9 protein-coding genes and 2 pseudogenes are annotated in these 15,606 nt (G+C 57.6%); 4 read left to right on the forward strand and 7 right to left on the reverse strand.

Annotated elements, in window-relative coordinates; translation table 11 throughout:
* Positions 1-175: 175 nt before the first annotated feature.
* Positions 176-1,870 carry a CocE/NonD family hydrolase gene (locus RQ479_RS24570; protein ID WP_164895623.1) on the forward strand — a complete coding sequence of 565 codons (1,695 nt, stop codon included), beginning with the start codon at positions 176-178 and terminating at the stop codon, positions 1,868-1,870.
* A 616-nt stretch (positions 1,871-2,486) separates the two neighbouring features.
* Here the strand turns inward: RQ479_RS24570 and RQ479_RS24575 are convergent.
* The 3 genes from RQ479_RS24575 to RQ479_RS24585 form a co-directional block, all read right to left on the reverse strand.
* Complete coding sequence (locus tag RQ479_RS24575; protein WP_128288320.1) at positions 2,487-3,278, reverse strand: SDR family oxidoreductase; 792 nt, start codon at positions 3,276-3,278, stop codon at positions 2,487-2,489.
* A 99-nt stretch (positions 3,279-3,377) separates the two neighbouring features.
* Positions 3,378-4,520: a M20 family metallopeptidase gene (locus RQ479_RS24580; protein ID WP_095489429.1), complete on the reverse strand. Its 1,143-nt coding sequence runs from the start codon at positions 4,518-4,520 to the stop codon at positions 3,378-3,380.
* A 32-nt stretch (positions 4,521-4,552) separates the two neighbouring features.
* Positions 4,553-5,743, reverse strand: a complete 1,191-nt coding sequence (locus RQ479_RS24585; RefSeq protein ID WP_245486584.1) for an aminotransferase class V-fold PLP-dependent enzyme — start codon at positions 5,741-5,743, stop codon at positions 4,553-4,555.
* A gap of 664 nt (positions 5,744-6,407) precedes the next feature.
* Between RQ479_RS24585 and RQ479_RS24590 the strand changes: the two genes are divergently transcribed.
* The 3 genes from RQ479_RS24590 (at position 6,408) to RQ479_RS24600 (ending at position 10,018) form a co-directional block, all read left to right on the forward strand.
* Positions 6,408-7,586: a Xaa-Pro peptidase family protein gene (locus RQ479_RS24590; protein ID WP_128288318.1), complete on the forward strand. Its 1,179-nt coding sequence runs from the start codon at positions 6,408-6,410 to the stop codon at positions 7,584-7,586.
* A 332-nt stretch (positions 7,587-7,918) separates the two neighbouring features.
* Positions 7,919-9,232, forward strand: coding sequence for a serine hydrolase (locus RQ479_RS24595; protein ID WP_128288317.1), 1,314 nt, complete (start codon positions 7,919-7,921; stop codon positions 9,230-9,232).
* Positions 9,233-9,658: 426 nt separating this feature from the next.
* A complete protein-coding gene (locus RQ479_RS24600; protein ID WP_128288316.1) occupies positions 9,659-10,018 on the forward strand; it encodes a hypothetical protein in 360 nt (119 codons plus the stop codon).
* A gap of 58 nt (positions 10,019-10,076) precedes the next feature.
* Here the strand turns inward: RQ479_RS24600 and RQ479_RS24605 are convergent, their stop codons facing one another.
* From RQ479_RS24605 to RQ479_RS24620, 4 genes and pseudogenes are all read right to left on the reverse strand, one after another.
* Complete coding sequence (locus RQ479_RS24605; protein ID WP_128288315.1) at positions 10,077-11,480, reverse strand: aspartate aminotransferase family protein; 1,404 nt, start codon at positions 11,478-11,480, stop codon at positions 10,077-10,079.
* A gap of 12 nt (positions 11,481-11,492) precedes the next feature.
* Complete coding sequence (locus RQ479_RS24610) at positions 11,493-12,968, reverse strand: NAD-dependent succinate-semialdehyde dehydrogenase (protein WP_128288314.1); 1,476 nt, start codon at positions 12,966-12,968, stop codon at positions 11,493-11,495.
* Between the two features lie 744 nt (positions 12,969-13,712).
* A pseudogene (locus RQ479_RS24615) lies at positions 13,713-13,979 on the reverse strand (IS5/IS1182 family transposase); the annotation flags it as partial.
* A gap of 377 nt (positions 13,980-14,356) precedes the next feature.
* Positions 14,357-15,486, reverse strand: a pseudogene (locus RQ479_RS24620) (IS3 family transposase).
* Between the last annotated feature and the right edge of the window lie 120 nt (positions 15,487-15,606).

Raw genomic sequence — 15,606 nt, forward strand, 5'->3', positions numbered from 1 at the left:
GTCGAAGTACGAACGCATAGTAGCAGCAGTCGAGGCGGTCACTCCGCTGCGTAAATGCCAGCTGACGCGAGCAGCTTCTTGTGGAGAGCCAAATATGACTTGTTGCGAGCACCATATGTCGAAACCTTTAGAACCCCGTTATGAAGTGGTTCTACAAACTGGGTTGCGAGTTCCTATGCGCGACGGCGTGGAACTTGCGACGGATGTCTACCGCCCTCTCGGGTACACGGGCAAACTCGCTTCGATTTTGATCCGAACGAAGTACGGCAAGGCCGCATATCGTCTGCCCGAACCCACACGCCCTGTAGCCATGATGTTCGCGGCTCAGGGTTACGCCGTGGTTGTGCAGGAACTTCGTGGGCTCTTTGATTCTGGCGGTCATTTCGCGCTCCTCGAGCATGACGCGAAGGACGGCTACGATACTCTCTCCTGGATCGCCTCCCAGCCATGGTCGGCGGGGCGGGTCGGCACGTACGGATGCTCCGCGCTCGGAATCACCCAGGTGCTTACCGCTCAGCTATGCCATCCCGCTCATCGCTGTGCGATCATAGAGGGGGCGGGCGGCGCGCTATCTGGCGATCGACAGCGACTGGGGGATTTGCGCCTTTGCGGGTCGCGTCTTGGCGGCGCGCTAGAGTTGAGCATGTGGGTACCCCACTTCCATCAGAGCCATGGCAAGGATCGTTCCCGGCCGCAAGCGAAGGCCGACGAAGAGTACCAGCGCGCATTCGCAACGCTGCCGATCATCGACATCCTCAAGATCATCGGGTCACCGCCCACGGATTGGGAGGACTGGGTTTCACGGGACCCTGGGGATCCCTGGTTCGACAGGTTTGGTTTCCTTCGCGAGGACTCGGCAATTGACCTCCCAGCCCTATTTGTGAACTCGTGGTATGACGTCGGTGCCGCCGACGCACTCTACACGCGGCGCCTCTTCAGCGCTCGGGGGACGAGCGCTGCGGCTCGTGATCACCAGCACATCATTCTCTCGCCAGCCACCCACTGCAAGACCGCGACACTTGAGGCCCCGACAGTCATCGGTGAGCGTGAGTTGGGCGATGCACGCTTGGATTGCTGGCAAATCTACCTGGACTGGTTCGACGGTTGGCTGAAGGAAATGCCCAACCGCATCGAGGCGATGCCCCGCGTCCGATACTATGTCATGGGTCGCAACGAGTGGCGTGCGGCTTCAGAATGGCCACCTGCCGGTGTGGAACTACAGCGTTGGTTCTTGCGAAGCGGTGGAAATTCCAACACTCGCCTCGGCGATGGCGCACTTGAACTCAACCCACCTGCCGAGGACGAGCCAGCCGATAGTTTTGTCTATGACCCTGGCAATCCGGTGCCGTTTTTGGGGGTTCATGGCGGAAACTCAAGGGGGACGACGATGGGCCCTCGTGACTATCAGGAAGTAGAACTCCGCCAGGACGTTCTGTGTTTTACGTCTGACCTCCTTGAAGAGGGAGTTGAAGTCAGCGGTTTTGTCAAAGCCGTCCTTTTCGTCTCATCTTCCGCCCCGGATACAGACTTTGTGGCCAGACTACTTGACGTGCATCCGGACGGGCGTGCCGTTGACGTCGTCGACGGGATACTGCGCGTTCGGTTTCGCGAAGGCTTCGACCGGTCAGTTCTGATGGAGCCGGGCAACGTCTACCAAGTACAGGTTGACCTGGATGCCACGAGCAACTGGTTCCCGCCCGGTCATCGAATTCGGCTCGAGATATCCAGCTCCTCGTTTCCTCGCTTCGATCGAAATCTGAATACGGGCGGCAACAATTGGGACGAAACGAAGTGGGAAGTCGCCCACAACAGCGTGCATCACTGCGAAGAGTTCCCCTCGTATGTTCTGCTGCCTATCGCGGCCGCCTGACCCTCGCGCTGTAGGGAATCGAACTCCGCTGAGAGTCTTCTAAGATGAGCGGTCGGACTGGCACTCACGCAACGGCGATTCGAAAGCCGTGCTCCTGGAACGAGGGTCGGTTGCAGTGGTGAACTGACATTCTGCTTTGCTCGCGCCGGGTAGCCGGGACGCGCCGCTCGGCGGCGTGATGGTGCAATGTGAGCCGGCGCAATCAACAGCAGCAGTCTATTCGGCCGAAGCGCATTCGCCGGGAAATCATTGCTTCACGTTAATCAAGCCATGTAGGGCAGATCAGGCGCATAGCTCAGGATCATTGGCGTTGCTTGCGTCCTGCTCCCTACTCGCGAGCCTTCGGCTCGTCAAGGTCAGACATGTGGCCAGCCTTGACCCTTCCGTTTACCGTAGAGTGAGTGTCTCCGAGTCTGACGTGCGGCTGGAAGCTCGCCGCTGTAAGTCCATCTTTGCGGTGCCATTCAAATCCAAGCTCTCAAGCAGCCAGCCATAATCGGCTGCATAGCTCATTAGGGGCATTGGGGCAGAAAATAATTCGCCCTCTTTCGGCTGGCCTGTGCGCTGAGGTCGGATGCGGCGAGGGATGCACGGATGCACCAACAACCACCTACAGCTACATCACAAGGCGACTGCCCCCGCCATCAATCACTATTGTCGTGCCATTCAGGTATCTTGCTCGGTCACCGACGATGAATCCAACTAGCTCCGCGAGTTCGTCGGCAGTTCCGATACGCCCCAAGGGATTGGTATTGGCCACACGTTTGATAGCGGCATCTCGATTGAGACCTTCGTCGACCATCAACGCCTCAATTCTCTTGTGAACTCTGCCTGTGTCAAAATAACCAGGCGCGACAACGTTCACGCGAACGCCACTTCCCGCAAGTGTATCTGCGAGGTGCTTAGCTAATACTGCTATGCCGGCACGCATGACGTTCGACAGCAGTAGGTGACCTGTCGCCTCGTGCACGCCTCCCGAGGTAACATAGACGATATCGCCCCCACGACCAGACGCTTTCATCGCAGCGGCTGCCGCTCGCGACACCCTTACTGCACTCATGAGAAGCGTCTCGTAGGAATGATCCCAATCATCGTCGCTTAGGTCTTCGATAGTTCCGTGCGGCATATGACCGGAATTTACGACGAGGCAATCAATGCTCCCGAGGAGCTCCAAAGTGCGTTGCAACAACATGTCGACATCTGATCGCCGGGATAAGTCTGCAATTATGCCATGAGCGCCAGCGCATCCCTCAATTTTCTGTAGATCACCTACGGCTTGGTCTAATGCAGCCTTGTTACGACCACAGATAACGACTTCCGAGCGATTTTTAGCTAATCGTTTTGCGATGGCCAAGCCAAGACCCTTGCTACTGGCCATCACCAGAACTTTTCGACAATGATCATTCATAGCGATGATCCCTTCCCGATTGAGAGTGGTCGAGCCGGACCACGGCTCTCTCTCACGACGTGCCGCGTAAGCATCCGTGCTATCTCTGCAGTTTCGAATCTAATAACTGAGCATTATTTGTCTATATATCTGAACGCACATTTCAAGCTGATCCAATTCAATGAACTCATTGTTTGTGTGAGCGCGATCAATGCTTCCTGGTCCTAGCACAATGCAGGGAATGCCGGCCAAAGATAGCTGACTAGCATCCGTGCCGTACGGCACTCCAATGTACGTGCCCGTGCCGGCAATATCGGCACACGCCTGCGCTGCCACAGAAGCTATCTTGCTTGACTCGGCACTGTCCGGAGCAGGATCTTCAAGCGCGGGCAGTAATGATCGGACCTTGATGTCTTCGCGATCCCGCAAACCTTGCAGTATGTTCTCCACTTCTGCCAACGCCTGCTCTGGTCGCTCCCCTGGAACGAGGCGCCGATCCACCCAGATGCGGCACGATGGAGGAACCGTCGTCAATTCCAAGCCACCCTCAATCAGACTTATCGTCAAAGTGGGAGGGCTGACCAAAGGTTGGGTGCGCGAAGCGAGATTCTCGCCGTGTTCGTTGAGCGCCAATATCACCTTTGCCATGCCTGAGATTGCATTGACTCCTAGGTGCGGCTTCGAAGTGTGAGCAGGGACACCCTGAACCTCGATTTGCCAGCGGACTGACCCTTTGTGGGCGACTACAAGCTCGAGCTCGGTTGGTTCGCCAACAACGGCGGCATCATACGACTTGCCGGAGAGAGCGATGGCGCGAGCGCCGATCTTGCGGTACTCTTCATCAATGCTAGCGGCAACGACAATTGTGGCATTCGGCTGACGGTCACCTAGGGTACTCAGGGCGATCATCATTGCAGAGAGGGAACCTTTTGTGTCGCAACTCCCCCTGCCGTAGAGTCGATTGTCCTTCAATTCGGGAGAAAATGGATCGGAAGCCCAATTATCAGTGGGCACCGTGTCCATATGGGCCACGAAAAGAAGGCGCCGACCAGGGTCTTTGCCTGAGATCCAGGTCAAGAAGTTCGAGCGCCCGTCGACAACGTGCTGGAGTTCATAAGGCAGGTTTCGGTCCCGGCAAAACCCTTCAAGATATTCGGCGACCCGCTGTTCTCCGCTGCCCCTGGGTGAAAGCGAAGGGTTGACGCTTTCAATTTTGACAAGGTCTTGAAGAAGCGCCACCGTATCCGCGCTTTGCGATGACATAAATTCTCCTATCCGGTTGTAATCTGGCGCAGCTAATTCGACCATTTCTTGACTATATCGATAACTTGGTCGACTTCTTCTTCACTGTTGTAAAGATGAAGCGAGAACCGAAGGAGCCCTCGTCGCGTTGATGCAACGACCTTGTTTTCCGCAAGATAGCTGTGCAGCGACGGTATGTAAGCGGCGACTTCTTGCGTTCCGCCGAGTGCAGCCATGTCGCCAATCGCCACAATACTCCCAGTGTGGTCGCCAGGAGGCCCGCCACAGACAGGCAGTCCGGCTTCTAGCAGCCCTGAAGCCAGTCGAGTTGCCAAAGATGTCACGTGCTTGTCGATTGCTTCGGTTCCGATCTCCAGCAGTTGCCCCAAGGATGCGTGCGCGGCAATCATGCCTGGGAAATTGTAATGCCCGATATCAAAACGAGGCGCTCCAGCCCGCAGCCTGGCGGCGTTGAGAATGGGAGCCGACTCTGGTGCGTTCCCGAGATCGACGCTAAAGCGAGCGAGGTAAGCTGGCTTTAGCTGATCTGCCCACTCCCGGCGGCAGTAGAGAAACCCCGATCCGTAGAGGCCCATCAATCCCTTCACAGTCGAGACGGCCAAACCATCTACTCCCAACCGGTTGACATCAGTATGGAGAATTCCGACCGACTGAGTCCCGTCCGCCAAAAGGAAGGCGCCATGACGCCTGCACGCCTCCGCGACGGGTTGCGTGACTGTCCGAAAACCAGGAACCATTGTTGCGGTCGAAAGCGCCACAACGCGAGTCCTGGAATTAAGGGCATTGACAATCGCATCTACGGGAATGGCACCATTATCCGGCTCCACCAATTTCAGATCAACATCATGTAGAGCTTTCACCTGGAGCCATGGCAGGATGTTGTTAGCATGCTCAAGTTGAGGGCATAAGACAACGCTGTCGCCGGCTCGCCAGTCAATCGCGTTGGCGATTATGTTGATACTCTCTGACGCGTTTTTTGTGATGGCAATTTCATCTTTATCCGCACCAACAAATCTAGCAAATCTGGCGCGTGTCTTCTCGATGGCCGCCAATTGGCTAAGCTCATCGTTTATCCCGTGCAATCTGTTATTCAGATGATCCTCGAACGACATTCTTGTGGTACGAGATATCAATCCTTGGTTGGCAACATCCATGTAAATAAAGTCTTGCGTCGCTGGGAAATCGTCCCTGATGCTGTCTAATGGAAGGAGACTGCCGTTCATAATCATGGAGCTCGTCAATTGCGGTTTACCTTGGTCCAAACGCCGCGGACAGACTCCAGGCGCGAACGCGGCTGGCGGCAGCGGGGAACTAGCTTCGTCTGTGCAGGATTGATCATATCCGTCAGACCATGGGAAATTCCCCCTATTTCTCACCCATGTTGAGGATTTTCTGCATAGATGCGAATTGCGTGCAGACTTTCGAGCCGGGAGGGGGCAGCCAATCGTGCGCGCAGGCACTTTGCATCGGGAGGCCCGCGACGTCAGCGCCTCGGACAGGGGACCCGACGTCAGCGGTGACGGCAGCCGCATTCTTACCCGATCACAAGCCTGCCATCTCAACTGGCAGAACACTCCGACGGCCCGCACGCGCGCCGAGGCTGCCGGAAGTGAAGTGATCTAAGCCGGCGAAGTCCAGGCTCCTGACGCGGGCACAACCTTCGCGCAGATTTCGCCCGACCCGCCGCCATTTTCCAGAGGTTTGGATTGTTGGGATGGCTGTCGATGGAACAGCAATGTAGACGAGGACGGAGGCTTTTGAGCATCAAGGCCAGCTCAACGCAGGTTTCCTGCGCGAACTTGGAAACGACGGCAACGTTATGCGCAGGTCAGGTGCTACGATACACCGTCCAGCGCGTGGCGCGCCTCTTTGTTTCGAAGGGCTCCTATGAAAGTTTCCGGAATAGACACCATAAAGGTAGAAAAAGACCTGGCTTTTACTATCCAGGAATATCAAAGAAGGCTCAAGGCGGTCCGCGAAGGCATTGCAGCCCGCGATCTGGACATCCTCGTGGTGACCATCCCCGAGAACATGCTTTACCTAAGCGGTTACAACACGCTCGGTTATGCCTCCGCCCAGTATCTGCTTATCCCGCTGGAAGGGGAGCCCCTGCATATCACCCGCGGCATTGAAGAAGTGAATGTCCGGGTCTATTCGTGGATAGATAACAGTACCAGCTACATGGACCACGAGGCCCCGCTCGAGCTGCTCGCGGAAACCCTGCGTAACCTGGGGTTTGCCAAGGCGAAGGTAGGGTTTGAGAAAAAGTCCTGGTTCTTCTCGATCGCCGATTATGAAGCGCTCAAGAGTCTTCTCCCCGATGTGCGCTTCGAAGATGGCTCGATAATTGTCGAGACCGTCCGCGTCATTAAATCCGATGCTGAAATACACTATATCCGGCAGGCGGCTCGGATTGCTGAGGCCGGCATCGAAGCAGGTATCAACCAGATAAGGGCCGGCGTGAACGAGAATGAAATCGCCGCCGAAATCCAGCGCGTGGTCACGCTCAAGGGAAGTGAATACCCCGGCTACCCGCCGTTTGTGACTTCAGGCGTGCGCACGAGCTATGCGCACGGCACGTGGTCGGGCCGGCAGATTCAGGCGGGTGATCCTGTCTTCCTGGAACTGTCCGGCACCGTTCGACGCTATAGCGCCGCGATCATGCGGGCTTCCGTGGTCAGTCCATCCAACCGTGAACTCGAGAAAATGGAGGACGTGTCACGAAGGGCGCTGGAAAACATGCTCGACGGCATACGTCCTGATCGCCCTCTCGGTGAGGTGTGGAGTATCTGGTCGGAGACCGTCAACGATGGAGGCTACGAGGGTCGTTTCAAGCGCACAGGGTATTCCATCGGCATCAGCTACCCGCCGGATTGGGGCGAAGGCCACATCCTGTCGTTTAAGCGAGGGGAAACGCGGATCCTCAAGCCGAATATGGTGTTCCATATCCCCTCGATGGTCAAGGCTTTCGGCTTTGCGGACGTCGGCACCAGCGAGACTGTTCGAGTAACCGAAACTGGCTGCGAGATTTTGACGAACTACAAACGTCAGCTTTACGTCCGCTAAAACAGACGCAGGCTTCTGATGATACCGGGCTGGGCCAATCGAGAACAACTTGGGGGTGTTCCGATCGCGGCCCGGTTCGCTGCCAGGCCAGTAGACGCGCAATGTTAACGCACCTGCAAACGCTGTTTCGTCCAACACAGCAGCAGCTGGCGAACATGGGCGTGATCCCAATAGGTGCTTATGTCGATCGGCTCTCCATTGCCCAAGTGAAACCTTTTTCACGAGCGGTGTCGGGTTGATCAAAGTATAGGCCTGATGAGTGCTGAATTTCAGAAAATTGGCCATCTGCCGCCAGTTTGTGATGGCATTGGCCGAAGTCAAGGAGCATTTCGATGTCTCAGGAAGTCGAAGATCTCAACCGCCGCGTTGCCGGCACCTCGCAGTCCGATCCCGAGTTATGGCGGCCCGATCCGACGCTGGGTGCGCCGATCATCCCACCCGACGAGTGGTCCTTTTGGCCTTATAGCAAGTGGACATACTCGCACGTAAGCGAATCTACGCGAACCGCCCGGGTTTGGCGCGGGCCAGGACCGGTCCTGCCGCTTCCAAGTCGGACCAGGGGGGATATCGGTGACATCGAAGTTTCGTCGAGCGACGGCCAGCACGCCACGATCCGCGAATACCTCGAGAGGGACTATACTGACGGGTTTCTGGTTTTGCACCAGGGCGAGATCGTGTTCGAAACATACATGAATGGTATGGAACCGCATTCTCAGCACATCGCCAGATCGGGTTCCAAGTCCATCACCGGGACGGTGTTCGGAATTCTTGTGCACCGTGGGCTTATCGACCCTGAAAGTCTGGTAACACGGTATCTGCCGGAACTACAGGCCACCGCCTACCGCGGCGCCACGGTGCAGCACTTGCTGGACATGACTGCGGGCGCCACTCTCAAGGGATTGTGGTACGTGCCAAACAACGATTACTTTAATTACGTTGTAGCCACAGGATACTTCGGCCACCCGGAGGGACATCCTGCCGCTCCTCCCGATATATGGCAGGCCATTCTGCGGATAACCGAGCAGGAGGCGCCGCACGGCGCGCGGTTCAAGTACTTTGACCCCAACATCGACGTGCTGGGGCTAATCATGCAGCGCGTATCCGGCAAGTTTCTCCCGGAACTGTACAGCAGCGAATTGTGGAGTCCGATGGGGGCGGAGGAAGACGCCTGCCAAATCGTAGACAAGTCTCGTTTTTCAATGTCGTCCGGTGGATTTCAAGCCACACTCCGTGATTTCGCGCGCTTCGCGCTGCTGCATCTGCGCGGCGGCAGGCTCAACGGCAGGCAGATCGTTCCATCTGAATGGATCGAGGCGATAAGACGCCCTAAGTCTCATCTATTCGACTTGTTCGCACCGAACGGTTCTTATGCCGATGCCAGTTCAGACCTGCCCAATGGCGCTTATCACAATACGTTCTGGATTGAAGACCAAGAGAGAGGCGCCTACATCGCGTGGGGGTATGGTGGCCAGGTGATCTATATTGATCCTCAAGCAGACTTCGCGGCGGTGAAGCTCTCACACCAGCCTGGCCAATCACCGGTGAAGCGGGCACAGTGGCCTGACCAAGTTTACCAGGCCCCCAAAGCCCTTCCCTTTGATGCGTTCGGGGCGATTCGCGCCATCCGAGATGCGCTGGAAAGTTAAGAAACCGGTGCGAGATCGTAGCGGTTCGGCGATGCAAGACCGCCGGAGGGGCAGGGTCGGGTTACGCACGAAGGTAAGCTGATTTTTGCGATCGAGATCGAGCGCGGCCTGGATTGGTTGTGATAGCCGATGTTGCTGCCGAACTCCAGACCGGCGCAGTCAACCGGCTGTCACGCGCCGTCCCGCCGACATCAATACGATCGACTTTGTCGAGGCGGCCACAATGCGGGGCGAAGGCCGCGGCTGGATCATCTTCTGCGAGGTTCAGCGGAATGTCTCTCGCCGCTACTCTCGGAACTCGGCCTTCGCTTCATCTTCGCCGTGCTCTTCCTTCTGACCCGTCCTTTCGTATCCTCACGGTGAGGTACAGTGACGGCTGGCTTGCTGAGTTGGCTGAAGGCAGTGCAAAGCACTCGGAGTAGCCCTGTGACGAAGCATCAGGTTGAGCGGCTGGTCGCGGCGACTTTCGAGGGCTGGGGCCAGTGTTTCGGCGATCGCGCGATCGGGCGAGCCTTCAGTGCCAGCTTTTCCGGTCGCAAGGAGCTCTGCCAGATCTCCGTGCCGTCCGTGCCGCAGCTTGTTACCGTGGAGGTCGTTTTGGCGAAGCCAGCGCATATGTTCCGTCCTGGCGATGAAGAGCAGCATGGAAAAATGGAGCCTGGCGGCATCCGTCGGCTGTGGATCGAGAGTATCGACACCTACGCGCTCGGCCGGTTCCTTGATGTGCTGGAGCGGTCTATCCAGTCTCGAACGGCGTGGAGGTGTGGGTGGCCACTGGTTATATAGACATGTGCAAGGCTTCTCCGGCCTCGCATTGATACTGCAGGAGACCTCGAAGCGTGTTTCAGAGGATGTGGCCATCACGGACGAGTTCGTCCATCACCGAGCGCACTGCGCTTTCGGCGATTGCAGCGATCTCTTCGACTTCTGCCTTGGTTGCTATCAACGGCGGAGCAAAGCCCAAAATGTCCCCGTGCGGCATGGCACGAGCGATAAGACCACGGTCACGGGCAGCCTTCGAAATTCTGGCACCAACCTTGAGCGTCGGATCAAAACCTTTGCGTTTGTGCCGATCGGCGACAAATTCGATTGCGCCCATAAGACCGACGCCGCGCACTTCGCCGACGATCGGCAACTGCGCGAATCTTTCCTTCAATTGCGCCTGGAAGAATGCGCCAACGTTGCGAGCATTGCCGGGTAGGTCTTCCTTCTCGACAATGTCGAGAACCGCGTTCGCCGCCGCCGCTCCGATCGGATGACCTGAGTAGGTATAGCCGTGGGAGAATGCACCGACTCTGTCGGCTCCATCTTCCAGAACCTTGTAGACCTTTTCACCGACGATTGCCGCGGAGAGCGGGAAGTAGGCCGACGTCAAACCTTTCGCGATCGTGATCAGATCTGGCTCGATGCCATAGTGCTGGGAGCCGAACATCGAGCCGATCCGGCCGAAACCGGTGATGACTTCATCAGCAATGAGCAGCACATCATGCTTTTTGAGGACCGTCTGTATCGCTTCCCAGTAACCTTCCGGCGGAGGCGTGATGCCGCCCGTGCCGAGCACCGGCTCGCCGATGAAGGCGCCAACATTGTCCGGACCCAGGCGTTCGATCAGCTGATCCAGCTCGGCGGCGCGGCGAACGGAGAATTCGCGCTCGGTCTCGCCCGGGGTCGCACCCCAGTAATGGTGTGGAACACCGGTGTGAACAATCTGCGGGAGCGGCAGATCCATGTGGTCGTGGTAAAAGCTCATGCCGGTCATGGACCCCGACACGACGCTGCAGCCGTGATAACCGCGCTCGCGCGAGATGATCTTTTTCTTGTTCGGCTTGCCCCGAAGATTGTTGTAGTACCAGACCAGTTTGGCCTGCGTCTCGTTGGCGTCCGAGCCGGACATGCCATAAAAAATCTTGCTCATCTTACCTGGCGCCATTTTCACGAGACGGTCAGACAGGATAGCAAGTTCGTCGGTCGTGTGCGCGGCGTAGGAATGGTAATAGGCGAGACGGTGAGCTTGACGGGAGATCGCCTCTGCGACTTCGGTGCGGCCGTAGCCGACGTTAACGCAGTATAGGCCAGCGAAGCCGTCGATAAACTGGTTTCCATGCGCATCCTGGATGCGGATGCCTTTGCCCGTTTCGATGATCGTTGGATCACCAAGCTTGCCGCTAGCGAAATCCCTGAGCTGCGTGAAAGGATGCAGGACAGAGTTCCTGTCCTTCTCGCTTACTTCTTTGATGTTGATAGTCATCAACGCATCCTCTTATGCTGCAAGATTTCCGAAGCAGGTGTATTTGGGTTCTAGATACTCGGTAATGCCATGTTTTGAGCCTTCCCGGCCGAGTCCGGACTGTTTCCATCCGCCAAAGGGGATGGGCGCTCCCGTAAATTTTGGGGTGTTGACCGCCACCATGCCGTATTCGAGCCGGTCGGTGAGCCGCATCGCGCGGTTAAGATCTCGGGTGTAAATATACGCCGCAAGACCCATCTCCGAGTTGTTCGCGCGCGCGAGCACCTCCGCTTCGTTGTCGAAGGGCAGAATTGCAGCCACAGGCCCGAACGTTTCTTCTTTTGCAACCAGCATGTCGTCGGTCACATCGGCGAGCACTGTCGGCATCACGAAGTTCCCACCAAGAGCGGTATGTGCGCCGACTATCATTCGAGCCCCTGCTGAAAGAGCCTCGGAGATCTGCCGCCTGCATTTTTCGGCACCAGATGCCTTGGTCATTGGACCGATGTCGACGTCGATCTCCAATCCGTGTCCGACTTTCAGTTTGCTGGTGGCCTTGCCGAATTCTTCTACGAACCGGTCATAGACTCCCCGCTGAACGTAAATCCTGTTTGCTGCCAAACAGTCCTGGCCGGATGTAGCGAACTTTGCTGCCATGCAGCCTGTCACCGCAGCTTCCATCGGCGCGTCGTCGAAAAGAATGAATGGAGCATTGCCGCCCAGCTCGAGCGAAGCTTTCTTTACAGTCCTTGCGGACTGCTCAAGCAGGGATCGCCCGACCTCGGTCGAGCCCGTAAATGAGAACGCGCGCACATCGGTATGTCCCAACAGCCGCTTTGCAATTGGGGGAGCTTCGCCGGTTATCACCTGAAACACGCCGGCGGGGATTCCTGCGTCTTCGGCAAGACGCGCAAGCGCGAGTGCCGACAAGGGTGTTTCTGGAGCAGGCTTTACAATCATGGTGCAGCCAGCGGCCAACGCCGCTCCGGCCTTTCTTGTGATCATTGCCGATGGAAAGTTCCATGGTGTGATAGCAACGGTCACTCCGATCGGCTGCATCTGCACGGCCAGCCGGCTTCCAATTATATGGCTGGGGATGGTTTCGCCGTATGCTCGCTCGCCCTCCGCTGCAAACCAGTCCAGAAAGCCCGCGGCGTATGAGATTTCGCCGCGAGCCTCCGCGATAGGCTTGCCTTGCTCGGCGGTCATGATGACGGCCAGATCTTCCGCATTTTCGCGCAATCCTGTCGCCCACTTCCGGAGGTATGCGCCCCGTTCTGAAGGAAGCAAGTCGCGCCACCGCAGGAATGCGCTTCGCGCGAAACGAACCGCATTATCTACATCAGACATTTCGCAGGCTGCCACCTGAGCCAGTTCTTCGCTGGTAGCGGGATCGACCACAGCGAGGGTTTCGGGCTTCAAGAGCCAAGCGCCATTCACATACGCGCCTCGTTGCAGCAGGTCCGGGCGTTTGAGGCCCTCCAATGCAGCGGTTGCGGAACCTTTCATCTAAAACTCCGGATGGGCGTTCAATTTCATCAAAATTAGCGCTGTAAAATCGTCGATTGGCAGCGCAGTTGCAGCCTACCAAGCCGTTCTCCTGCGAATAGTGACGTGCAGACGAATTGTTCCGCCTTGCGCGACTGCTGCGTCGCTATTGCTAGAAGAATGGCAGCACAGGTGGTGCGAAAGCGGGCTGAACGGTACTCGCAGGTGTCACCTAATGGAACTTAAAAGCTTTTTCGGGCAGTACTTCCGCATGCCGCCGAACTGAAAGAAGGCGCCCTCCGTCCCTTGCTAGTCTGCGTGCCATTGAATTGCGACGCTCGAATATGCATAGGCCGGCCAGAAGCCCGGCATCGCGAAAGGGGCAAGCGTCCGCCCTGGGACAAACGCGTGCGGTGAACTGCTGAACGACACGATGTTCACCTTGGTCGCACACACCGCTCTTCTCGTCCTATAGGGAGCGCAGACCAGAACAGCGCGCGGGCCTCGCTCGCAGAGCGGATGGCAGCGCCGAAAGAGTTCGGACAAACTTTCAATGCGGTACAGTCGCGCGCTGCTCAACGCGAACCGCTTCGCGCCAGCGAGCATCGCTTCCCCGCCCTTGAGGGCTTCGCGACTACGACTAAGAGCCTCTGCCTTCTCAGCCTGAGAAAACGACGGTCTTGTTCCCATTCAGGATAACGCGGTCCTCAAGGTGTATCCGCATCAGATTGCGTGAGATGTCGTGGCGCTTCGAGAGGGCATGCAGGGTCTCGCCGCCCAGCGGGCACACAGCTCCTCGTCCGACAGATTGAAGGTGTGCTTCAGGATCGCAAGCCCCCCCCATCAGCCACGTCGCCAACGGCGGCATGCCCGGTCCGTCCGAATAAACCGCGCCGAAACGATCATCAGCACCGGCCAGTCGATCGCCTGCGCCAGCCGCACCAGCTCATGCTTCATGTTGATGATCTGATCGAGCCTGGAGCGGAACAGATCCTGCTCTCGCGTCTCGCGCTTCTCGCGTGGCCTGGACACCGCCGTCCCCTCGATTCGCCTCGCCTAAACGAGTGAATCACGCATTGGCGCACAATGGAATCGGCAAATCGAATTGCAAGAAAGCAAGAAAGCAGCGGCCAAACACTGCAACTCCTGCAATGCCTAACTAATCCACAATCTTCCTCAATCAGCGAGCCGCCTTGCCGATAGTTCACGGGCGACGTCGTAAGGAACTGGCCGGGGGGCTCCGCTTATGCGGTTACGCGGTCTGGAACGCTACAACTCGCCGCCGCTGCGCCGGCACCACCGAAATACCGAGGTTTGGGAAGGGCAACCGCTAAATTGTCGTCGGCTTTAAGTCAGACCGCCCGACGGACTGCATTGTATGGCCTGCTGCCGGTTTTTCGGACACGAGGTTAAGCTAGCATAGCTTGTTCCTCGAACTCGACTGGGCTCAGGTAGCCTAGCGTCGAGTGCCTTCGCCGAGGGTTATAGAAGCGCTCGATGTAATCGAACACATCCGCCCTGGCGTCATCCCTCGTTCTGTAGACCTTGCGGGCTATCCGCTCGGTCTTGAGCGACGAGAAGAAGCTCTCCATCGCAGCGTTGTTCCAGACGTTGCCCGACCGGCTCATTAGGCCATCAGTCGCTGGAACTGCTCGCTCGTATATTGCGATCCTTGGTCGGAGTGGTGCAGCAGGCTGTCCGGCTTGCCTCTCCTCCAGATCGCCATGATGAGAGCGTCGGTGACGAGCTGCGCCGTCATCTCGGCCTTCATCGCCCAGCCGACGACACGCCTGGAGAACAGATCAACGACGGCGGCAACGTAGAGCCATCCTTCGGCGGTCCAGATGTAGGTGAAGTCCGCAATCCACTTCTGGTTCGGGGCCGATGCCTCGAAGGCGCGGTCGAGTAGGTTCTCCGACACCGCCGCTCGCTCTCTGGTGTCCTTCGGCAGTCCGCGGCGCCGAGGCCGGACCCGCAGCCGTTCTCCCGCATCAGCCGTTCGATGCGATGCAGTCCGCAGGAAAGTCCCTCTGCCAGAACGTCGTGCCAGACCCGACGCGCGCCGTAAGTGCGGTCGCTGCTCTTGAAGCTTCGGTCGATCCTGGAAACGAGGATCTCGTCATGCCGGGAGCGAACGCTGGGGCTGCGGTTGAGCCAGGCATGGAAGCCCGAGCGGGACACATCCAGCGCACACTGCACAGCCATGCCACCGGCCAGATGCCCCGGTGCCTCGCGATGAAAGCGAACCTCATGTCACTTCCCTCGCGAAGTAGGCTGCGGCCTTTTTTAGGATGTCGCGCTCCGCCTTCAGCTTCGCGACTTCCTTGCGCAGCCGGTCAATCTCCAACTGCTCGGGCTTCATCTGTCCGTGGCCGGGAAAGGCATGCTGCGGATCGGCCGATAGATCGCGCACCCATTTGCGCAGCACATTCTCATGGAGATCGAGGTCGCGGGCCGCCTGGGTCACCACGACGCCCCGATCCTTCACCAGCCTCACTGCCTCAAGCTTGAACTCGCGGCTGAACTTCCTTCTCTGCATTTCCACTCTCCAGTTCCGTTAAACACCTTATCTCGGTGTCCACGAAACCGGCAGCAGGCCAGTACTCTGCACGTTACGTGCGCCCTCAGCGGAGGAACGCCGATTTCCTGCGTTTGCCGA

It is taken from the genome of Mesorhizobium sp. ISC25, assembly GCF_042295465.1.
In the GTDB taxonomy this organism is placed as follows: Bacteria; Pseudomonadota; Alphaproteobacteria; order Rhizobiales; family Rhizobiaceae; genus Mesorhizobium.

Coding starts and splice junctions, on each gene's coding strand:
- RQ479_RS24570 (WP_164895623.1), top strand. CDS start 176: ATGCGCGACGGCGTGGAACTTGCGACGGATGTCTACCGCCCTCTCGGG.
- RQ479_RS24575 (WP_128288320.1), bottom strand. CDS start 3,278: ATGAATGATCATTGTCGAAAAGTTCTGGTGATGGCCAGTAGCAAGGGT.
- RQ479_RS24580 (WP_095489429.1), bottom strand. CDS start 4,520: ATGTCATCGCAAAGCGCGGATACGGTGGCGCTTCTTCAAGACCTTGTC.
- RQ479_RS24585 (WP_245486584.1), bottom strand. CDS start 5,743: ATGAACGGCAGTCTCCTTCCATTAGACAGCATCAGGGACGATTTCCCA.
- RQ479_RS24590 (WP_128288318.1), top strand. CDS start 6,408: ATGAAAGTTTCCGGAATAGACACCATAAAGGTAGAAAAAGACCTGGCT.
- RQ479_RS24595 (WP_128288317.1), top strand. CDS start 7,919: ATGTCTCAGGAAGTCGAAGATCTCAACCGCCGCGTTGCCGGCACCTCG.
- RQ479_RS24605 (WP_128288315.1), bottom strand. CDS start 11,480: ATGACTATCAACATCAAAGAAGTAAGCGAGAAGGACAGGAACTCTGTC.
- RQ479_RS24610 (WP_128288314.1), bottom strand. CDS start 12,968: ATGAAAGGTTCCGCAACCGCTGCATTGGAGGGCCTCAAACGCCCGGAC.